This window comes from Williamsia herbipolensis, assembly GCF_000964005.1.
In the GTDB taxonomy this organism is placed as follows: Bacteria; Actinomycetota; Actinomycetes; order Mycobacteriales; family Mycobacteriaceae; genus Williamsia_A; species Williamsia_A herbipolensis.
Map to the genome: position 1 here is coordinate 69,181 of NZ_JXYP01000003.1, position 19,550 is coordinate 88,730.

The 19,550-nt window shown below is 69.8% G+C and carries 19 protein-coding genes; 10 read left to right on the forward strand and 9 right to left on the reverse strand.

What is annotated here, in order from left to right:
• Nucleotides 1-202 precede the first annotated feature (202 nt).
• The gene (locus TU34_RS00920) at nucleotides 203-784 is read left to right on the forward strand and encodes a helix-turn-helix transcriptional regulator (protein ID WP_045820956.1); all 582 of its coding nucleotides are present in this window, start codon (nucleotides 203-205) and stop codon (nucleotides 782-784) included.
• Here the strand turns inward: TU34_RS00920 and TU34_RS00925 are convergent.
• From TU34_RS00925 to TU34_RS00940, 5 genes are all read right to left on the reverse strand, one after another.
• Nucleotides 758-1,495, reverse strand: a complete 738-nt coding sequence (locus TU34_RS00925; protein WP_045820957.1) for a TMEM165/GDT1 family protein — start codon at nucleotides 1,493-1,495, stop codon at nucleotides 758-760. The two genes, TU34_RS00920 and TU34_RS00925, sit on opposite strands and share 27 nt — an antisense overlap.
• A gap of 108 nt (nucleotides 1,496-1,603) precedes the next feature.
• The gene (locus tag TU34_RS00930; protein ID WP_045820958.1) at nucleotides 1,604-2,182 is read right to left on the reverse strand and encodes a hypothetical protein; all 579 of its coding nucleotides are present in this window, start codon (nucleotides 2,180-2,182) and stop codon (nucleotides 1,604-1,606) included.
• A 201-nt stretch (nucleotides 2,183-2,383) separates the two neighbouring features.
• Nucleotides 2,384-3,013, reverse strand: a complete 630-nt coding sequence (locus TU34_RS00935) for a superoxide dismutase (protein ID WP_045821001.1) — start codon at nucleotides 3,011-3,013, stop codon at nucleotides 2,384-2,386.
• Nucleotides 3,014-3,201: 188 nt separating this feature from the next.
• A complete protein-coding gene (locus tag TU34_RS23800; protein WP_160298490.1) occupies nucleotides 3,202-3,360 on the reverse strand; it encodes a hypothetical protein in 159 nt (52 codons plus the stop codon).
• A gap of 106 nt (nucleotides 3,361-3,466) precedes the next feature.
• Entirely contained in the window at nucleotides 3,467-4,435 is a 969-nt protein-coding gene (locus TU34_RS00940; protein ID WP_045820959.1) for an epimerase, read from the reverse strand.
• A gap of 185 nt (nucleotides 4,436-4,620) precedes the next feature.
• On the opposite strand from TU34_RS00940, the gene TU34_RS00945 reads away from it, so the two are divergent.
• From TU34_RS00945 to TU34_RS00960, 4 genes are read left to right on the forward strand one after another with little or no spacing between them, the layout of a single operon-like run.
• Nucleotides 4,621-6,153 (forward strand): DUF3375 domain-containing protein, encoded by a 1,533-nt coding sequence (locus tag TU34_RS00945; protein WP_045820960.1) that lies wholly within the window; start codon nucleotides 4,621-4,623, stop codon nucleotides 6,151-6,153.
• Nucleotides 6,150-6,977 carry a DUF4194 domain-containing protein gene (locus tag TU34_RS00950; RefSeq protein WP_045820961.1) on the forward strand — a complete coding sequence of 276 codons (828 nt, stop codon included), beginning with the start codon at nucleotides 6,150-6,152 and terminating at the stop codon, nucleotides 6,975-6,977. The genes TU34_RS00945 and TU34_RS00950 overlap by 4 nt, the downstream gene beginning before the upstream one ends.
• Nucleotides 6,974-10,375, forward strand: coding sequence for an ATP-binding protein (locus tag TU34_RS00955; RefSeq protein WP_045820962.1), 3,402 nt, complete (start codon nucleotides 6,974-6,976; stop codon nucleotides 10,373-10,375). The genes TU34_RS00950 and TU34_RS00955 overlap by 4 nt, the downstream gene beginning before the upstream one ends.
• A gap of 7 nt (nucleotides 10,376-10,382) precedes the next feature.
• Nucleotides 10,383-11,468, forward strand: a complete 1,086-nt coding sequence (locus tag TU34_RS00960) for a winged helix DNA-binding domain-containing protein (protein ID WP_045820963.1) — start codon at nucleotides 10,383-10,385, stop codon at nucleotides 11,466-11,468.
• A 12-nt stretch (nucleotides 11,469-11,480) separates the two neighbouring features.
• Here the strand turns inward: TU34_RS00960 and TU34_RS00965 are convergent, their stop codons facing one another.
• Complete coding sequence (locus TU34_RS00965) at nucleotides 11,481-11,957, reverse strand: nucleoside deaminase (RefSeq protein WP_045820964.1); 477 nt, start codon at nucleotides 11,955-11,957, stop codon at nucleotides 11,481-11,483.
• Between the two features lie 80 nt (nucleotides 11,958-12,037).
• Here TU34_RS00965 and TU34_RS00970 point away from each other — a divergent pair, with 80 nt between their 5' ends.
• Entirely contained in the window at nucleotides 12,038-12,679 is a 642-nt protein-coding gene (locus tag TU34_RS00970; protein WP_045820965.1) for a GntR family transcriptional regulator, read from the forward strand.
• On the forward strand, nucleotides 12,676-13,923 hold the full coding sequence (locus TU34_RS00975) for an MFS transporter (RefSeq protein WP_082079724.1): 1,248 nt from the start codon (nucleotides 12,676-12,678) through the stop codon (nucleotides 13,921-13,923). The genes TU34_RS00970 and TU34_RS00975 overlap by 4 nt, the downstream gene beginning before the upstream one ends.
• Before the next feature lie 24 nt (nucleotides 13,924-13,947).
• Here the strand turns inward: TU34_RS00975 and TU34_RS00980 are convergent, their stop codons facing one another.
• The 3 genes from TU34_RS00980 to TU34_RS00990 are packed head-to-tail and all read right to left on the reverse strand — an operon-like array spanning nucleotide 13,948 to nucleotide 16,419.
• Complete coding sequence (locus TU34_RS00980; protein WP_045821003.1) at nucleotides 13,948-14,706, reverse strand: VOC family protein; 759 nt, start codon at nucleotides 14,704-14,706, stop codon at nucleotides 13,948-13,950.
• Nucleotides 14,706-15,470, reverse strand: a complete 765-nt coding sequence (locus TU34_RS00985; protein ID WP_045820966.1) for a maleylpyruvate isomerase family mycothiol-dependent enzyme — start codon at nucleotides 15,468-15,470, stop codon at nucleotides 14,706-14,708. The genes TU34_RS00980 and TU34_RS00985 overlap by 1 nt, the downstream gene beginning before the upstream one ends.
• Nucleotides 15,471-15,495: 25 nt before the next feature.
• Complete coding sequence (locus TU34_RS00990; protein WP_045820967.1) at nucleotides 15,496-16,419, reverse strand: LLM class F420-dependent oxidoreductase; 924 nt, start codon at nucleotides 16,417-16,419, stop codon at nucleotides 15,496-15,498.
• Nucleotides 16,420-16,475: 56 nt separating this feature from the next.
• Here TU34_RS00990 and TU34_RS00995 point away from each other — a divergent pair, with 56 nt between their 5' ends.
• The 3 genes from TU34_RS00995 (at nucleotide 16,476) to TU34_RS01005 (ending at nucleotide 19,534) form a co-directional block, all read left to right on the forward strand.
• A complete protein-coding gene (locus TU34_RS00995) occupies nucleotides 16,476-17,342 on the forward strand; it encodes a S49 family peptidase (RefSeq protein WP_045820968.1) in 867 nt (288 codons plus the stop codon).
• A 423-nt stretch (nucleotides 17,343-17,765) separates the two neighbouring features.
• Nucleotides 17,766-18,644 carry a DUF4328 domain-containing protein gene (locus tag TU34_RS01000; protein WP_052688564.1) on the forward strand — a complete coding sequence of 293 codons (879 nt, stop codon included), beginning with the start codon at nucleotides 17,766-17,768 and terminating at the stop codon, nucleotides 18,642-18,644.
• Nucleotides 18,645-18,727: 83 nt separating this feature from the next.
• Nucleotides 18,728-19,534 (forward strand): glycerophosphodiester phosphodiesterase, encoded by an 807-nt coding sequence (locus TU34_RS01005; protein WP_045821004.1) that lies wholly within the window; start codon nucleotides 18,728-18,730, stop codon nucleotides 19,532-19,534.
• Nucleotides 19,535-19,550 lie beyond the last annotated feature (16 nt).

The following is a 19,550-nucleotide window of genomic DNA, read 5'->3' on the forward strand; positions in this document are numbered from 1 at the left end:
CCTCGGGTCGACGATCGTCGGGAGGCCCGTCGGGGCCGCGACGTCCACGTTTGACCACCTTGTCGTATATCCTGTGCGGGACCATGTCGGTGACCGGGGGAAACGGTCGCCACCGGCAGGGTTGTGCGGGGGCGGATCATTGTGAGAACCATCTGGTGACGTCCCGCACCGATTTCACTGAACTCAGTGGGGGTGGGGAAAGATGTCTGGATCTGTTTCGGGCACATCGCGTCCGGACGATGGTGTGTCGACGAGCGACGACTCGACGGACGACGGGGTCGAATCGTCGGATGCGGGTCTGTTCGCCCGGCGGCTCGAGGAACTGTTCCGGACCGTGCCGGGCCCGAACGGGCGAGCGTACAGCGCGAAGGCGATCGCGGCGCGGTCGACCGAGCGCGGATTCCGCCTCGGCGAGTCCTACCTGAGCCAGCTGCGGTCGGGCAAGGCGAAGTCGCCGTCGTTCCGCACCGTCGAGGGCATCGCCGCCGCGTTCGGCGTCGACGTGCACTACTTCCTCGAAGACCGTGCGGCGCAACGTACCCGGGATCAGATCGAGCTCATGCGCCTCCAGGCCGACTCGAGCGTGCAGGTCGCGGCGTTCCGCCTCGCGGGCCTCTCGAGCGACTCGGTGTTCATCGTCGGGGAACTGATCAAGGTCCTCCGCGCGCAGCAGGGCCTACCGGTCGATCCGCCGGATCTGGCTTCGGCACTGAACGGCGTCGACAGCCGGCCGTCGAACGAGCCGGTGCACAGCGGTTTACGCGTGGTCCCCGTTCGATCCTGACGGAGCCTCCGCCACAACGGGTTCCGCTGTCGCAGCGCGGGCGGCCCGCGATCTGCGGGTGGCGATGATGACGCCGATCCCGATGACGGTGATCACGACGGCGGCGCTGATGGCGCTGACGGCGATCGTGGTGCTGGCAGCGGCGAGGATGCCCTCGGTGAGCAACCAGATCGCGAAACCGAAGAACAGCACGGCCGCACCGAGGGAGATGGCGCGCTCCGGCAGCTTCCGCCCCAGCGCTGCACCCACGATGATCGCCAACGCGTCGGCGGCCACCATGCCGACGGTCGAACCGATCCACACCCCGACCCAGTTGTGGTCGGTGGACAGCGTGATCGTCGCCAGCATCGTCTTGTCGCCCAGTTCGGCGAGGAAGAACGACGACATGACCGCGAACATCACCGAGGCCCCGGTCCGGGCGGCGCGGCTCGACTCGTTGTCGTCGAGTTCGTCGCCGCGCACGGTCCACAGCCCGAAGACGAGCATGGCGAGACCGCCGACGATGGTGATCAGGTCCGACGGGATCGACAGCCCCAGGTAGTGGCCGACGACCACCGACACGAGGTGGACGGCGGTGGTGGCGATGGTGATGCCGAGCAGCACGACCCACCAGCGGTAGCGGATCGCGTAGGTCATCGCCATCAGCTGCGACTTGTCGCCGAGTTCGGCGACGAAGATGACGCCGAAACTGATCATCAGAGCGGAGAGCATGACTGTGACGGTAGAGGGGTCCGGCCGGGCGAGCAACAGTTACCCAACCCTCATAACCGCAGTTCGGAGGCCCTTTCCGAGCGGTTTCGGCGACCCGTGCGAGACGGTTCAGGCGGCCAGCAACATCGCCAGTACGGCGGTGTCGGGGTCGGAGTTCGGGTCGACCCCGACCTGGTTGCGCAGCGTCACCACCGTTCCGTCGGCCTCCGCCTCGGCCCAGCCCGCGCGGTGTTCGAGGCCCAGTTCGGGGACACCCGGCAGCAGGACGCAACCCGACGCGACCTCCGAACACTCCGGCAGCGACGGTCGCGTCTGCGACGGCGGATGGAGCATCACCAGGGCCGGCGGATGCCCACGCAGGCCGGATCGGTCGCCGCGGCCGTGGGCGAGCACCGCGATGAAGTCGTCGCTGAAGACGCTGCCCATCGCGAGCATCATCCCCACCGTGCCCGGCTCGCACTCGTCGGGACGGTCCTCGACCACCCCGAAGATGGTGGTGGTCTGCAGCAGGCCGGGCCGGCACGCGATCCGCACCGAGGCCACGAGGGTCTGGGTCCATTCGAGGGTGGTGTCGGGCCAACGGCCGGAGATCAACATGCCGCCGAGGCGGCCGTCGCGATGGAACGGGGTGAGGCCGATGGGGATGCCCGCGGCGGACCGCCTCGCCGGACCGATGTCCTCGCTCATGAGGCCTCCTACCGCAGACGGACGCCACCACCGAGCGTCACTTCTCACGAGCATCACCGACCGCGAAGGGCGCCACAACTGCTGGCGCGTACTGCGCAGTGCAGCGTTACAGGATGTTTGCAGGACCGAGACACAAGGAGGGCCACCGACTCTCGTCGATGGCCCTTCTCGGTATTGCTGGGGGCGATCACCCCGGGGTGCTCACGCCCCGACGATGAGTCCCTTGCCCTGGCTCTGCGCCTTGGCGAAACGCTCGCCGGCGTCGGCCCAGTTGACGACGTTCCACCACGCCTTGACGTAATCGGGCTTCACGTTCTGGTAGTCGAGGTAGAAGGCGTGCTCCCACATGTCGAGCATCACGATCGGGATGAGGCCGACCGAGGTGTTGCCGTGCTGATCGGTGAGCTGCTGGATGACCAGCTTGCCCTCGATGGTGTCGAAGCCGAGGATCGCCCATCCGCTGCCCTGCAGCGTGGTCGCCGCGGCGGTGAAGTGTGCCTGGAACTTGTCGAAGCCGCCGAACTGATCGTCGATCGCGGCCGCGAGGTCACCTTCGGGCTTGTCGCCGCCGTTGGGGGACAGGTTCTTCCAGAAGATCGAGTGGTTGGTGTGGCCACCGAGATGGAAGGCCAGGTTCGCCGAGAGCTGGAAGACCTTGTCGGCGATGGTGCCGTCCTCGCGCGCGGCCGCGGCCTTCTCGAGCGCGGTGTTCGCGCCCTTCACGTAGGTGGCGTGGTGCTTGCTGTGATGCAGCTCCATGATCCTGCCGGAGATGTGCGGCTCCAGTGCCGCGTAGTCGTAGTCCAGATCCGGCAAGGTGTATTCAGACACGTTGTTCCTCTCCTCGGGTTCCATACCCGTGCGATGTTCTTCTACCGTATCCAGCCTTACGCAGTGCCGGGGTGAATGCAACAGTCGCCGACGATTCCACCTCAACCCTGGTTCAGGTTTCGACGACAGGGTAAATGCGGCGTGACGTGCAGGGATACCGAGTCCGACGCGTGGTCGGGTGGGTCGGATCAGAAGAGGAAGAGCGCCACCAGGACGACGATGAGTGCGGCGATGCTGATGCTGATCGCAACACAGCGGCCGCGGATGTCGACGGTGTCCTCGTGCCAGGCGGAGGAGTGGCGCCTACCGGCCGACCGATGGGGATCGGACTGGGTGTGTGTCGCCACCGCCAAGCTCCTGTCGCCGTCGAGGGAGTGAGAACGGTCACACGAAGCGACCGTTGGCGCAACTATAGGCACGGCGATGAGACATCTCAAATCGGCGGCGTCGGACCTACCCGATCAGGTCGGTGAGCGCTCCGTCGAGGTCGGGGAACGCGAACCGGAAGTCTCTCGCGGCGAGCACCTCTGACCGTGCGCGGCGCCCGGTGAGACCCAGAAGTGGATCGCTGCGCAGCAGCACGGCCCCCAGACGCAGCAACGGCGTCGGGGTCGGCGGCGCGGGCGGTCGGTGCAGATGTCGGCGCAGCGCGGCCATCAGGTCGGTGTTGCGGACGGGCTGATCGGTGGCGGCGACCAGCACGCCGTCGGGCAGCCCGAGACCGGGCGTGAGCCCGAGCGCGGCCCGCACGATCGCCAACCAGTCGTCGATGTGGATCCAGCTGAACCACTGCTGCCCCGAGCCGACCCGACCGCCCAACCCGACGCGGGTGAGTCGAGACAGCGTCCTCAGCGCCGGGGCCCCGGTGTCGAGGACGATCGAGGTCCGCAGGATCGTCTGATGCTCGCATCGCGCCCCGTGTGCGGCGGCCTCCCACGGGGCGGCGACACCGGTCATCTGCGGCAGCCCGGGATCGGGCAGCGGGGTCTGCTCGGTGCACCACGTCTCGCCGGCGTCGCCCCAGATCGCGGTGGTACTCGCCTGCACCCAGTGGGTGAGCGGCGTGGAGAGTTCGGCCGCCGCGGCGACGAGGGCGCGTGTCGGCACCACGCGACTGCGGGTGAGTTCGGCGATGTTCGCCACCGTGGGCCGGACGTCGACGAGCTTGCCGGCGAGGTTGATCAGGGCGGTCGCGGGTCGATCGAGCTCGCGAACCCACTCGCCGGGTGTCTCGCCGTCCCACCGGACCTGCCGGATCGGCCACTGCGGGTCGCGGGAACGGGTCAGCACCACGACCTCGATGCCGCGAGCACTCAGGTCCCCGCAGATGCGGCGACCGAGCGCGCCGGAGCCCCCGGCGATGACGACGCGGCGCGGGGCCCCGGCGGCCGGGGTGGCGGGGTCCTGCGGCGATGCGGACATGCGTCACGGTAACCCCGGAACAGCTCACAAGGGCCGTGTGAAACCTCACCCATCTCGCCTGTCACAGGCTGTCCACAACGTGGCCGACGGGTGCGCTCGGGAGGGCGCGAGGCCACTATCCTCGCCGGAGGCGTCGGGCGATCTCGGCCGACGACACATTCCTCGACACTGGTGAAGGCGGTGACATGGCGGTCGGCACCACCCCCGCGGGTTCCGCGGCCGCACTGCACGACGCGTTCACCGAGAGCGCCGACGCCGACGTCACCCTGCGGTTGCTGCGATCGCGCAGCGCGATGGTGCACCTCGCGCTCATGGCCGCCCGCCTCGGCGACGGCCAGGTCGACGGCGATCACCTCGCCGCGGGCCTCGCCCACGACATCGCCGCGCTGTCGTCGCACTGGACCGACCGCGACGTCGCCGTCCCGACCGCCGAGGAGCTCCTCGACCTCTGGACGCGCCGCGGGTTCGTCGCCCGCACCCTGGACTCCGATCGACACATCGAGCGCTATCAGCTGACGCGGGGCGCGACCACCGCGCTGGCACAGGTGCAGTCGGTGCGACACGACCGTACGGTCGCCACCCAGACGGCGATGGAGATGGTGATCGGTCGACTGTCGAACATCGCGGTCGCCATCAACCCCGATCCCGGCGAACACATCCGCGACATCGACGCGAAGATCGCCGAGCTGACCGCGCGGCGGGCCGAGCTGGCCGCAGGCGCGGTCCCCGCCGTCGACGCGCGACGGGTGTTCGACGACATCCGCATGGTCACCTCGCTCGCCGAACGGATGCCGGCCGACATCATCGGCTACGGCGAGAAGCTGCGGGAGAACTCCCGCGAGCTGCTCACCGGCGGCCTCGACGAGCGGGCCGGTGCCTACGCCGACGCACTCAACCGGATGTTCGACGGGCACGACGAACTCCACCGGTCCGCCGAGGGCAGTGCCTTCGACGCCTTCTACACCCTCATCTCCGACCACCGTTTGCGCGACGACCTCGAGCGACACATCGACGCGATCCTCGCCGCCCTCCCCGATCTCCCGCGTGATCAGGCCGACATCCTGGGTCGCTTCATCGACCGCATGTGGGACGAGGTGCAGCACGTCGACGAGATCCGCGGGCAGGTGTACCGACGGATCAACACCTTCGTCAAAGGTGGTGACTTCCTGCACTATCGGGCGCTGCGGGAGCAGATCGGCGAGGCACAGCGCGCGGCCGCCGCGGCCTTCGAACACGTCAGCGCGGGCCGCGACATGGGCATCGAGGTCCCGATGGGCGTGGCCGACACCCACTCGATCGGTGCGGTCTCACTGCACGACGGGGTGATCGAGGTCCCCGACGGTGTCGAGGCCTCGGCCGGCGAGATCGACATCGACCCCGCCGCGCTCGTCGGCACCGAGACCATCGACTGGCAGGCCCTGACCGACGCGGTGAACGCGTCGGTCAGGAGCGGCGCCGCCGATCTCGCGGAGGTGTTGTCGCGCATCGATTCCCCGCGCGTGGGCGATGTGGTGGGCGTGTGGTCGCTCGCCCAACGACACGGCGCGGTCGACACGACACGGTCGGCGATGACGGTCGGTGCGCACACCGCGCGGGGTGTCCGGGAGATCACGGTGCCCGCCATCGTGTTCACCGCCCCCATGCCCGAACCCGTGGTGACCGCCGCCGACACCGCGGTGCACCTGCTCGACGACCTGACCGGGGGGACCCCAGCGTGACCACTGACGACGCGACCGACGACGATCTCGCGACCGACACCCCCGAGGCCGGTGACGATCTGTTCGTCGACAGCCCCGACGCCGAGGCCTCGCCGTCGGTCGACCTGTCGCACTTCAGCTTCGACGGCACCGAACCGCTCGGCGAGATCGGTCAGCGCCGCACCGAACCCCGTTTCGACGGCGACACCTCCGAACTCCCCGCGCCGGTCTGTTACGCCCTGCAGGAACTCGTGGCCGCGGCCCACGTGAGCGGCAAGTCCCGTAACTGGCGTGCCATCGAGGCGAACGAGCAGATCATCCGCTCGCGCCTGTCGGAGCTCAACCTCGTGCTCGAGATCGACACCGAGCACCGCTATGCGTTCACCCGCCAGGTCACCGAATCCGATCCGCGCCAACGCAACATCCTCCGCGCGTCGACGCTCACCCTGGCCGCGTCGGTGCTCGCGCTGTTCCTGCGCCAGAAGTACCTGACCAGTGTCGACGAGTCGGCGACGGTGGAACGGACCGAGATGGTCGACCACATGCTCACCTACAAGCCCGTCCGCGACACCGACGAGGCCGGATTCATCCGCCGCGTCGACGCCGCGATCAACGTGCTGGAGAACCGCAAGGTCATCCGCGCCCTGCCCGGCACCGACCGCTACGCCATCCACGGCGTGATCGCCGCGCTGTTGACGCCGGAACAGGTCGAGTCCTACACCCGCGCCTACCGCGTCCTCGCCGGCGACGACCCCAGCCCCGATCTGGCCGAACTCGACGAGGCGTCGCTCGACGAGACCGAGAACGCCCCCGACGCCACCACCGAGGATGAGGACGAGCAGTGACCGACACCCTCGAGCAGACCGCCACGACCGCACGGCGCACCATCGCGATCGGACAGTTCCGGCTCACGCGTATCCAGCTCGTCAACTGGGGAACCTTCCACGGCTACAAGGACTTCCCGATCGACGAGCGAGGTGTGCTGCTGACCGGTCCGTCGGGATCGGGCAAGTCGTCCCTGATGGACGGTCACTCGGTGGTCCTGCTACCCACCTACGACCAGGGGTTCAACGCCTCGGCCGACCTCACCGCCAAGGGCGCGAAGCGGGCCGCGCGCTCGATGGCCGACTACGTGCGCGGGGCGTGGGCGGAGAACGACGACGAGTACAACCAGTCGCAGGTGCAGTACCTGCGCGGGTCGGGCGCGACGTGGTCGGCGATCGCCGCCACCTACGACAACGGCGCGGGCTCGGTGACGACGGCCGTGGCCATCAAGTGGTTCCCCGGCTCCGGGAACGACGGGGCCGCGCTGCGCTCGTGGTACCAGCTGCACCCCGGTGACGCCGACCTGCTGTCGCTCAACGACTGGGCCGCAGGCGGATTCGACATCCGCTCGTACCGGGCCTCCCATCCCGAGGTCGCCTGCTTCGACGTGCAGAGCGCCTACCAGGAGGCGTTGCGCCGTCGGGTGGGCATCGGCAGTTCCTCGGCGGCGCTCGCGTTGATGGGCAAGGCCAAGGCGATGAAGAACGTCGGCGACCTCAACCTCTTCATCCGCACCTACATGCTCGACCGCCCCGACACCTACACCAAGGCGCAGCGGTTGATCGAGAACTTCACCCAGCTCGACGAGGCCTATCAGGCCGCGGCGCGGGCGCATGCACAGGAGAAGGTGCTGCGGCCGATACCCGATGCGTGGCAGGCGTATTGCGGTGCCGAGGAGTCCACGACACGTGCCGCCGAGCTGCTGGGGCCGCCCATGCGCGCGTTCATGCGCGAACACCGCGTGGCGTTGCTGCAGGCCAAACTCGACTCGATCGAGGACCAGCGGACCGCGCTCGACAACGAGGTCGCCTCGTGGGAGAACATCGCCGACGAACGCGAGGACCGGCACACCTCGCTGCGCGACCAGCTCACCGTCGACAAGGGGGAGCTCACGTCGCTGGAGGCGGAACTGAAGTCGTTCGAGGCGCAGGTGACCGCCCGCAACCGTGCCTACGAACGGTATTCGGCGGTGGTGTCGCGTCTCGGCGAGAACACGCCGGAGTCGCACGAGGAGTTCGCCGCACTCCGTGACCGCGCCCCGCAGATCGGCCGTGCCGCCCGGGAGGCCGCGGCGTCGCTGTCGGCGCGGGCGCACCCGGTGTTCAGTGCCGAGACCGACGCCCGTCGAGAGCACGAGGCGGTGCTCGAGGAGCTGACCACCCTGACCGCCCGCCGCTCGCTGCTGCCGCGCGATGCCCTCGCCCAGCGCGACGCCATCGCGACCGGAACCGGTGTGGCCGCCCACGACTTGCCGTTCGCCGCGGAACTCGTCGAGGTCGCACCCGAGCACCGCGACACCTGGGCCGGTGCCGCCGAACGCGTGTTGCGCAGCCTCGGCATGACGTTGCTGGTGCCGCAGGAACACCGCAGGCGGGTCTCGGACTTCGTGAACGCCACCAACCTCGGTGGTGTGCTGGAGTTCCGCGCCTTCGACACCGACGCCACGGTGACCGACCCGACACCGGGAACACTGGCCGCGGTCATGACGGTGGACACCGCGCACCCGGCCGGGCCGTGGCTCACCGGCGTGGTGGCCCGCTCGGCCGCGCACGTGTGTGTCGGCACACCGGTCGAGCTCGACCGCCATGAGCTCGCGGTGACCCCGCAGGGCCTGGTGAAGGCCGGACGCGACCGCTACCGCAAGGACGATCGCCGTCGCGTGGACGACTGCACCCACTGGATCTTCGGCACCAACACCGACGGCAAGCGCGCCGCGCTCGAAGAATCGCTCGTCGGGCTGCAGGCCCGTTTCGACGACGCACGGCAGGCATCGCAGGACATGCGGGACCTGTTGGAGGACAACCGGGAACGCGCCAAGGCGGCCGATGCGCTCGCCGCCTACGGCTCGTGGACCGAGCTGAACTGGTGGTCGTCCCGACGCGACGCCGACGAGCTGAACCAGCGGATCGAGGCCGTCCGCGGCAACCGGGTCGACCTCGCCGAACTCGAGGAGCAGGTCGACATCGCCCGCGCCGACTGGCGTGAGGCGGTCGCGCGGGTCGGTGCGATCAACGATCAACTGCGCCACATCGGTTCGGACTGGGACCGCTGGCTCGCCGAACTCGAGCAGTCCAGCGACGCCGACGCCATCAGCGACGACGACCGCGACTACCTCTCCGGTGTGTTGAGCACCGTGTTGGAGGGCAACGGCAAGCACCTGTCGATCGAGACCTACGGCGAGGTGCGGTCGGATCTGCGCAACGCCCTCGAGGCGGTGCAGGCCGACGCCAACGCCGACCGCGACAGCGCGGAGAACCGCATCGTCCGCGCCGCCGAGGCGTTCGTGCGTGAATGGCCTGCCGCGGCGAACAACCTGACGCCCACCATCGCCGGCGCACAGGATCTCGTGTCGATCCACGCCGGACTCATCGACCATGGACTGGCCTCCACCCAGGAGCGGTTCCGGCAGCTCATCACCACCGACATCTCCCACTCGGTGTCGAACCTCTACAAGGAGATCGGCGACACCAACAAGCGGATCCGTCGCGGGATCGCGGAGGTGAACAGCGGGCTCCGGCGGGTCGATTTCAACACCGGCACCTATCTGCAGATCGCGGTGCAGCACAACCCCACCGAGGAGGCGACGGAGTTCGCCCGCATCGTCGACGCGATGATGCGCGACGCCCCCGCGGCCCGGGCCGGCGACGGCGCGGTGCTGGCGCGGCAGTTCTACCGGATCAAGAACCTCATCATCGCGCTGACCGCGACCGACGCCGAGGGCAAGCGTTGGTGCGACAACGTCCTCGACGTGCGCAACAGCTACTTCTTCTACGGCAAGGAACTCGCACGCCCCGCCGCCGGGCAGGAAGCCGATGACGACGCGCCGCCGGTGCACACCTACCGCAACACCGCGACCAACTCCGGTGGCGAGCAGGAGAAGCTGGTCGCGTTCTGTCTGGCTGCGGCACTGAGCTTCTCGCTGAGCAGTCCCGACGACCACCGCCCCGGCTTCGCGCCGCTGATGCTCGACGAGGCGTTCAGCAAGTCCGACGAGACGTTCAGCAGCCAGTCGCTGCGGGCGTTCGAGCAGTTCGGGTTCCAGCTCATCATCGCCGCGCCGATCCGTATGGCGGGCATCGTCGAGCAGTTCATCGGCCAGGTCATCCTGGTGGACAAGCGGATCGGGCCCGACGGCGCGCGGTCGGACGCCCGGACCGCGACGTTCGGCGAGATCGCGACGGCGCGGCAGCAGCGGTGAGCCGGCCGTGACGTCGTCGGAGCGGATCTCGCTCGAGCAGTGGAACCGCACCGTGCTGACCCGTCAGCACCTGCTCGAGCGCGTCGACGACGACGCCGTGGAGGTGCTCGACCGGTGTGTGGGTCTGCAGTCGCAGGACCCGCGCGCGGCGTTCTTCGGGTTGTTCTCGCGCGTGGTGGATTTCGATCCCGCCGAGCTCGACGGGTTGATGCTCGACCGTGAGGTGGTGCGGATGGCGCTGCTGCGCAGCACGGTCTTCTGCATCGACGCCGCCGACGCCCGTTGGATCCGACCGTTGGCCCAGCCCACGCTCGACGCCGAACTGCGGACCAACCACCTGCGCAACGTCGTCGCCGCCGACCCCGCCGCGGTGACACGGCATGCTCGCGAACTGTTGACCGGCAGGGAGATGTCGACGAAAGCGCTCGGTGCCGCTCTGGCGGAACGCTTTCCCGGCGAGTCGGCGTCAACCCTGTGCACGATCGCCCGGTGCACGCTGCCGCTCGTCCAGGTGCCGCCGCGCGGATTGTTCGCAGGTAGTGGCGCCACCACCTACCGGCTGTTCGACGAGTGGGTCGGTCCCGGTGAGCCCGCCGTCACCGCGGACGAGGCGATCAAGGACCTCATCCGGCTGTACCTGCGTGGGTTCGGGCCGTCGACCGTTGCGGGCGTGCAGAGTTGGTCGGGCCTCACCCGACTCCGTGAGCCGATCGAGGCGATGGAACGCGATTGGGAGCTCAATCGGCTGACCGGGCCCGACGGCGAGGAGCTGTTCGACCTCGACGGCCTCGACATCGCCTCGGCCGATGAGCCCGCGCCGGCGCGTCTCCTGGCGCCGTTCGACAACGTCGTGGTCGCCCAGGCCGATCGCCGTCGCGTCATCGACGAGGACGTCTACAAGGCGATGGCCACCCCGAACGGTCGTCTACCGGGATTCGCGATGGTCGACGGTCGGGTGGTCGGGTCGTGGCGCGTCGACGCCGCCGGGACGGTGGCCGTCGAGTACCTGCGTGACGTCCCCGCGTCACGACGGCGCGCTCTCGCGGCCGAGGTCGACGCGGTGTCGGAGTTCGTCCGACGGCCGAACGACTGAGATCCGGAGATGTCAGGCGTGGGCGCGGCGGTGCAGGGCGGCCATCTCCTCGGCGAACATCTCGACGGGTCCCTCGACGGGGAGACCCGGCGCCACGGTCTCGATCGGGAGCGGCGCCACCGGTGACGCCGGCACACCCCACTCCTGCAACCAGTCGGTGAGCTGCGCCGACGACACCGCGTAGACGATGCGTCTCAGCCCGACCCACGCATGCGCGGCCGCGCACATCGGGCAGTGCTCACCGGAGGTGTACACCGTCGACCGGGCGCGGTCGACGGGGTCGAGGTTCTCCACCGCCCAGAGCGCGATCGCGAGCTCCGGATGGCGGGTCTCGTCTCCGCCGCCGACGCGGTTGCGGTCGGCGAAGACCGGCCGGCCCTCGGCGTCGACCAGGACCGAACCGAACGGCTCGTCGCCCGCGGCCAGGGCCTCGCCGGCCAGGTCGACGCAGCGTCGAAGATGCGTGAGATCGTCGTCGGAGATCGCCATCGTGCCAGCGTAGGCGGTCGCGCGGCCCTCCTGCCACAGGCTTGCATGCAACCTTGTATGCAAGGTGTTACGGTCGTTGCATGACCGTGAACGCGGGACCGGTGGCCGCCGAGCGCGCCTACGCCCACACCAAGGCGCAGATCATCAGCGGCGGTCTGGCCGGCGGGCAGTTGGTGAGCGAGGCCAAGATCGGCGCCGAGCTCGGTATCAGCCGAACCCCCGTCCACGAGGCCTTCCTGCGTCTCGACGCCGAGCAGCTGATCGAGCTGGTCTCCCGGAAAGGCGCCATCATCCGACCGATGACGCCGTCGGAGGCGACCGACGTGCTCGCCATGCGGCAGGGCATCGAATCGGCCTCGGCCGCGCAGACATTCGCCGCCGGAGGGCCCGACGCCGAGATCGTCGGGCGGATCGAGGAGAACCTGCGTCAGCAGGAGGCGGCGGTCGGCGCCGGCGACGTCGCGGCGTTCGTCGACGCCGACGACGACTTCCACGCCCTGCTCATCGAGGCCTCCCGAAATCCGTTGGCGCGGCAGTTCTACGAGCAACTGCGTGGGCGGCAGCAACGACTGCGCACGATGTACCTGCGCATCGATCCCGGCAACCTCGCGGCGTCATATGCCGATCACCGCACCCTCGCAGACTGTTTCGTGGGCGGCGACCGTGACGGCTTCACCGCGGCGCTCGTCGCGCACCTCGAGCGCTACCAGGGAGCGATATGACGATCCCCACCCGCGTGGCCGCCGTTGATCGATCGATCACCGCGACGCACACGGCCGGGAGGGCCTGGGTCCTGGTGTTCGGCACGTTGTTCGTGTGCGCGTGGTCGGGGAACCAGTTCAGCCCGATGCTGCTGCTGTACCGCGACACCGCGCACTACTCGTCCGCGACGGTCACGCTCTTCCTCGGCATCTACGTCGCGGGACTCGCACCGGCACTGGTGATCGCGGGCGCGGTGAGCGACCACGGCGGGCGTCGAGGACCGATGTCGTGTGCGGTGTGGTTCGGGGTGGCGGCCAGCGCGCTACTCGCCCTGGGTGAACTCGGATCGCTGCCGATCTGCCTGGGCCGGCTGTTCGCGGGCATGTCGGTCGGCACGGCGATGGCCGTCGGCACGAGTTGGCTCAAGGAGCTCAGTCAGGGGCGATTCGACCCGACGGCCGACGCCGGCGCCGGTGCCCGCCGCGCCTCACTGGCGTTCACCCTCGGTTCGGCCTCGGGCGCTCTCGTCGCCGGTGGCATCGCGCAGTGGGGTCCGCTGCCCGAGGTCTTGCCGTACCTGATCCACATCGCGGTGGCCGTCCCCTTCCTCCTGCTGGTGCGCCGCCCACCCGAGACGGTGTCCGCAGGCGCTGTCGCACAACCACTTCGGTCACGGCTCACCGTGCCGTCGATGCGCCACCGACGGTTCCTGCAAGTCGTCCTCGTGTGCGGGCCGTGGCTGTTCGCGGCCTGCGCACTCGCCTACGGCTACCTGCCGGTGCTGCTCGCCGACGCGACCGGCGGTCTCGGCCTCGCCTACGCCACACTCCTGAGCGTCGTCGCGCTCACCAGTGGCGCACTCGTCCAGCCCGTCGCCACGCGCATCGACTCGCCCTCGAGTGCCCGCGGCATCGTGGTCTCGATGGCGACGCTGACGGTCGGTCTCGTCGTGATGATCGCCGCCGTCGAGACCTCGCAAGTGGTGGTCGGACTCGTGGCGGCAGTCGTGTTCGGGGTCGGGTTCGGTGTCGGTCTCGTCTCGGGCCTGCGCGAGGTGCAGCGCATCGCGCCCGCGTCCGATCTGGCCCGGCTCACCGGGATCTTCTACGCCGTCGCCTATCTGGGCTTCGTCGTGCCCACGATCCTCGCCGCCCTCACCCCGCCGTTCACGACGACAGCGCTGCTCGTGGTGCTCGCCGCGCTGTTGCTCGCCTCGACCGCCGTCGTGGTGCGCGGATACCGCCGCCACCTGCCGCAGGTCTGACCGAGCGCCGCGGCCGAGACGTGCTCAGCCCGGGAGCTCGCCGGTCCGCGGGTTGCGGGCGGTGATGCAGTAGGGCCGCCCCGTCGGATCGGCCATCACGGTCCAGTCACCGTGCTCGGCGACGACCTCCGCGCCCCAGTCCTCGTGGCGGGCCACCTCCTCGGCGGGATGGGTGCTGGCGAGGTCGACGTGACCGGCGATGGCCCCGGAATTGGTCGACTGCAACAGGATCCGAACCGCGAGATGCTCGGGCCGCGCCAGGTGACGGAACTCGGGTCGGCCACCGCTGCCGCCGATCACCTCCCACCCGGTCAGCGCCTCCCAGAACGCGCACTCACGATCGAACCGTCGCGAGGGGATGTCGATCGACACCTGGTCGATGATGCTGATGGTGTCGCCGGGCCACCGGATGGGACGCGACTTGCGGCTCTGTCCCCGCCAGACCACCAGACAGAACACGAACCCCGCCGGCGAGGTCATGGTGATGCAGTCGTCGGCCCACGAGACCACCGCCGCGCCGATCTCCTGGGCGCCGGCGGCCGAGACGACGATGTCGTCGACCGCCAGATCCAGGTGCACCCCACCGACGCCGTGGTCGATGCGCTGGACCAGCAGGTGCGGATCGCCGTTGAACGGTTCGAGCGAGGCGAACTGGCGCTTCTCGCCCCGAGGCGGAGAGACGGTGCTGCCCGCGATCGCACGCCAGAACGTGACCTCGTCACCGAACTCGTCGGCCGGGAAATCGAGCACGACCGACAACCACCGCACCGAGGTCACCGCCATCAGCGCACCCGGTGCCGCGCGCGCCACCGCTCGAGGGTCGTCCGGTCGCCGGACACCTCGATCTCGTCGCCGCGGTTCCACAACCCGAGGTAGAGGGCGCCGGCGGTGCCCCGCCACCACGCGGTCGCCGACTCCGGTGCGCCGTCGGTGACGGCCAACGCCTCCGCCGACACCGACAGCGTCCAGGCGTGGCCGGTGTCGGTGGTCTCGACGCCGATCGTCGCGGGCTCACCGTCGTACAGCTTCGACCGCCCGCGGGGCGCGAAACGCACCAGCAGTTCGTCGAGACCGTCCGCGGCGAGGACGGGATCGACGTCCAGCGCCGCGGCCATCGGGACCGAACCGTGTTCGGCGGCAACGGCATCGACAGCGTGGATGGTGGTCTCGTGCGCCTGACGGCGGGTCCAGAACTCCAGCGGGGTGCGGCCGGTCTCCATGAACACCCAGGCCTCGACGTCCGGATCGGCCGTCGTGAGGGTCGCGAGGAGTTCCCGTGCACCGTCGACGAACCAGTCGGTGAGGTCGGTCGGCGCCACGCGGTCGAGGACGTCGGACTCCGACGCGAACGGCGCCTCGACGCCCAGGATCTGCGCCTGTGCCCAGCGGTGCACCATCCCCTGATGCGCGACGAGATCGGCGACCGTCCAGTCCGGGCACGGCGGGACGAGGGCGGTGAGTCCAGCCGAGCGCGCCGACGCCGACAACCGGTGCGTCGCCGCGTCGATCACGGAACGGAACTCGTCGATGGTCGGCCCAACGGACATGCCGATCAGTGTGGCACGTGGGGGCTCACAGCTGGGGGAGTACCTGTGCGGCCACCAGTTCGAGGTGGTCGAGATCGCCGAGATCGAGCGTCTGCAGGTACATCCGTGTGATGCCGAGGTCGGCGAACCCGCCGATGGTGTCGACGATCTGTGCCGGGGTCCCGGCGAGTCCGGATGCCCGCAGATCGTCGACGTCGCGTCCGATCGCGTCGGCGCGACGGGCGACCTCGGCGTCGTCGCGGCCACAACACAGCACCTGCGCCGCCGAGTGCCTGATGGGCGCCGACCGTTCGACCGTCGCGCAGGCCTCGTCGATGCGACGGTGCAGCGGGGCGGCGTCGGCGGCGGTCATGAACGGGGTGTTGAACTCCGCGGCGAAGCGCGCGGCCAGCGCAGGGGTCCGCTTCTTGCCCGCACCGCCGATGATGATCGGCGGACCGGGCTGCTGGGTCGGCTTGGGCAGGGCCGGGGACTCGGTGAGTTGATAGTGCTTGCCGTCGAAGGTGAAGCGGTCGCCCACCGGGGTTGCCCAGAGGCCGGTGACGATCGTCAGGTACTCCTCGAGTCGGTCGAACCGCTCGCCGAGCGCGGGGAACGGGATGCCGTAGGCCGAGTGTTCCTCGGCGTACCAGCCCGCGCCGATGCCGAACTCGATGCGCCCACCCGACATCGCGTCGACCTGCGCCACCGAGATCGCCGTCGGCCCGGGTAGACGGAAGGTCGCCGAGGTGACCAGGGTGCCCAGACGGATGGTGCTGGTCTCCCGGGCGATACCGGCCAGGGTGATCCACGCGTCACTCGGCCCGACCCCGTCGGGGACGTTCATCGCGAGGTAGTGGTCGGACCGGAAGAAGCCGGTGAAGCCGGCCGACTCGGCGGTGGTGGCCACCGCGAGCAGCTCGTCGTAGGTGGCGCCCTGCTGCGGCTCGGTGAAAATGCACGTCTCCATCCCTCCAGCATGCCCCCTAGAGTGGCTGTCATGGACAGCACCGGCGGACCCCGCGCATGACCGATCGCTGTCTGCCCCGGTTGCTGCGTCGTCTGCGTCCGCCCCAGGGCGACCGTGTCGCGGTGGTGCGACTCGAGGGCCACATCGGATCGGTGGGTGTGGGGCGCGGGGGCATCACCGCCGACGGGGTCGAGGGCGTGCTGAAGCGCGCGTTCACCGGGGACCGCGTGAAGGCGGTCGTGTTGGTGATCAACTCGCCCGGGGGTTCGCCCGCCCAGTCGGAGTACATCGCCGAACGGATCCGCCAACTGGCCTCCGAGAACGGCGTCCGTGTGTTGGCGTTCTGCGAGGACGTCGCGGCCTCGGGCGGCTACTGGATCGCCTGCGCGGCCGACGAGATCTTCGCCGCCCGGACGTCGATGGTCGGCTCGATCGGGGTGGTCTCCTCGGGTTTCGGCGCGACCGATCTCATCGGCCGCGTCGGACTCGAGCGCCGCATCTACACCGCGGGGGCGAACAAGGCCCGTCTCGACACCTTCTCGCCGGAGAAGGAGGAGGACGTGGCGTGGCTCGCCGGTATCCAGGGCGATCTGCACGCCGCGTTCATCGCCTGGGTGCGGCAGCGTCGCGGCACCAAGCTCCAGGGCGACGACGCGACCCTCTTCAACGGTGACGTCTGGATCGGACGCAAGGCCGTCGACGTCGGGCTCGTCGACGCGGTCGGTGTCTTGCGGTCGGTGATCGCCGAGAGGTACCCCGACGCCGACGTCGACGTCATCACTCCGCCCAAGCCTCTGCTGGCCCGATTGACCGGTGGCCAGGTCGGTGTCGCAGCCGCTGTCGACGGCATGGTCGACGGGGTGGTGTCCGGTGCCCTGTCGGCGGCCGAGAAGCGGTCGCGCTGGTCGGCCTTCGGCCTGTGAACAAGTCCACGGATGCGGGGATTCATCCACAGGCGTGACCTTCCCCTGCAGGCCCGGGCACGTTCTCGACGACCCTCAAGTTGTGGATGAGGTTGTGGAAACTGTGGACAACTTGCGTTTTTATGCACCACTGCGTGAGTCAGGTCACCTTTTTCGTGCAAGTGAGCCCATTTCGTTCGCGGTTCTGAAGACCGGATTGCAGACTTCGCGCGGCTCAGACGCCGCCTGGCCTGTGCACAGCCTGTGGACAAATTCGGTCGCCAACGCCGCCCGGGCCCGACGTGCCACCATGGGACGCGTGGGTGCGCACGGGCGGTCGGGTTCTCGGATCGGCCTGCCGTGATCGATTTCTGCCCCCGCTGTCGCATCCAGGCACCGCACGACCCGCGTCGTTCCGGATGTCCTCGCTGCGGCGGGCAGTTGATGGTCCTCGACGGCCTCGATCAGATCCCGCCCCGCCCCGCGGCCGCCCCGGCGCCGCCGCGACCGCGCCCGGTGCCGACCGCGCGGCGCGACCCGCGCATCCGCTGGGAGGCGCGTCGGCCACCCGAGGCGCGTCCCGCTCCTCGCGGTCCGCGACCGGTCGGCCTCGGACCCACCCCCCGGTACTCGGTGCCGCCGCGGTGGGGACTCGTCGACGTCGTCACCCCGGCCGAGGAACCGAGACCGTCGCGCACAGAGCGCCTCGCCGGATCGTTGACACCACTGCTGCAGGCGACCGGTTCGGTGCTGCTGGTCGCGGCGTTCGCCGAGGCCTGGATCTATGCACTCCTGATCCGCAACCGCACCGCACCCGTGGGTGCGACGACCGCCGGGTGGGCGTACGCCATCACCTGGACGCTGGGCGTGGTGTCGATCGTGATGGTCGTCGCGAGCCTGCTGTCGTTCACCGAGTGGCTTCGGCGCCGCCGCGCGGAGGCCTTCGCCGAGCATGACCGCCTCGACCCCCGACCGACCTGGCAGCTGGTCGTCGGCTGTCTCGTCCCGGTGGTCAACATCGTCGCTCCGGCGGTGTTCCTCCACGAACTCGCGCGGTGCGGTCACGCGCTGCCCGCCGACCGCGTGATGCGCGTGCTGCGGCTGTGGTGGGCGGCGTGGGCCGCGCTGTCGGCGCTGGCGATCGGCACGCTGGTGATCCGTTACGCGTCCGATTCCATCCAGTGGGGTGCGAACGCGGTGCTGCTCACGGTCGTCTGCGACCTCGCCGGCGCGGCCTTCGCGGTCGTGTCCTCGCGTCTGCTGGTCCGAGCGTTCGACCCCGACGCGCGACCCGAACCGTCGACCCGGTGGCTCGCGGCATGACCGGCCCGATGCCGCTTCCCGGTGATCACGGGCCGGACGACCGTGATCGCGACGACGCCGAGGCCATCCCACCCGACGCGCAGATGACCGACGACCTCGCCGAGGTCTCGCGGATCCGCAGGCAACGTCGTCCGGCCGTCGTCGCGCACCGCGGCGCCTCCGCCGATCGCCCCGAGCACACCCTCGCCGCGTACGAGTTGGCGCTCGCCCAGGGTGCCGAAGGGCTCGAGTGCGATGTGCGGCTGACACGCGACCATCAGCTGGTGTGCGTGCACGACCGCACCGTCGACCGCACGTCGTCGGGGACCGGCGTCGTCAGCGAGATGACGCTGGCCCAACTGCGCGAACTCGATTTCGGGAGCTGGCATGCGCGCGGGGCGCCGGCATCGGTGCTGACGCTGGCCGAGTTGCTCACCCTCACCCTCGACTGGCCCGACCCGGTGCGGCTGTTCATCGAGACCAAGCACCCGGTGCGCTACGGCGCGCTCGTCGAACAACTGCTGTTGGCCGAGCTGCACCGGTTCGGGGTAGCGGCACCTGCGTCTGCCGATCACAGTCGCGCCGTGGTGATCTCGTTCTCCCCGGCCGCGGTGTGGCGTGTCCGCCGCAACGCGCCCATGCTGCCGACCATCCTCCTGGGCGAGACAGCGCGGCTCCTGGGCGGCAGCGCGGCGACCGCCGTGGGCGCCACCGGGATCGGACCGTCGATCGTGACGCTGCGCGATCATCCCGACGCCGTCGACCGCGCCGCGGCATCGGGTCGCGCCACCTACTGCTGGACGGTCGACGAGTACGCCGACGTCACGCACTGCGCGCGGATCGGTGTCGATTTCATCGCCACCAACCACCCCGGCCGGGTGCGGGAGTGGCTCGAGCCGGGGCGGCGCTGAACCCCGTGTGCGCGGG

What these genes read in the sequence shown, in the direction of transcription:
- TU34_RS00920 (WP_045820956.1), top strand. Translation starts at nt 203, where the DNA reads ATGTCTGGATCTGTTTCGGGCACATCGCGTCCGGACGATGGTGTGTCG.
- TU34_RS00925 (WP_045820957.1), bottom strand. Translation starts at nt 1,495, where the DNA reads ATGCTCTCCGCTCTGATGATCAGTTTCGGCGTCATCTTCGTCGCCGAA.
- TU34_RS00930 (WP_045820958.1), bottom strand. Translation starts at nt 2,182, where the DNA reads ATGAGCGAGGACATCGGTCCGGCGAGGCGGTCCGCCGCGGGCATCCCC.
- TU34_RS00940 (WP_045820959.1), bottom strand. Translation starts at nt 4,435, where the DNA reads ATGTCCGCATCGCCGCAGGACCCCGCCACCCCGGCCGCCGGGGCCCCG.
- TU34_RS00945 (WP_045820960.1), top strand. Translation starts at nt 4,621, where the DNA reads ATGGCGGTCGGCACCACCCCCGCGGGTTCCGCGGCCGCACTGCACGAC.
- TU34_RS00965 (WP_045820964.1), bottom strand. Translation starts at nt 11,957, where the DNA reads ATGGCGATCTCCGACGACGATCTCACGCATCTTCGACGCTGCGTCGAC.
- TU34_RS00970 (WP_045820965.1), top strand. Translation starts at nt 12,038, where the DNA reads ATGACCGTGAACGCGGGACCGGTGGCCGCCGAGCGCGCCTACGCCCAC.
- TU34_RS00975 (WP_082079724.1), top strand. Translation starts at nt 12,676, where the DNA reads ATGACGATCCCCACCCGCGTGGCCGCCGTTGATCGATCGATCACCGCG.
- TU34_RS00980 (WP_045821003.1), bottom strand. Translation starts at nt 14,706, where the DNA reads ATGGCGGTGACCTCGGTGCGGTGGTTGTCGGTCGTGCTCGATTTCCCG.
- TU34_RS00985 (WP_045820966.1), bottom strand. Translation starts at nt 15,470, where the DNA reads ATGTCCGTTGGGCCGACCATCGACGAGTTCCGTTCCGTGATCGACGCG.
- TU34_RS00990 (WP_045820967.1), bottom strand. Translation starts at nt 16,419, where the DNA reads ATGGAGACGTGCATTTTCACCGAGCCGCAGCAGGGCGCCACCTACGAC.
- TU34_RS00995 (WP_045820968.1), top strand. Translation starts at nt 16,476, where the DNA reads ATGACCGATCGCTGTCTGCCCCGGTTGCTGCGTCGTCTGCGTCCGCCC.
- TU34_RS01000 (WP_052688564.1), top strand. Translation starts at nt 17,766, where the DNA reads ATGGTCCTCGACGGCCTCGATCAGATCCCGCCCCGCCCCGCGGCCGCC.
- TU34_RS01005 (WP_045821004.1), top strand. Translation starts at nt 18,728, where the DNA reads ATGACCGACGACCTCGCCGAGGTCTCGCGGATCCGCAGGCAACGTCGT.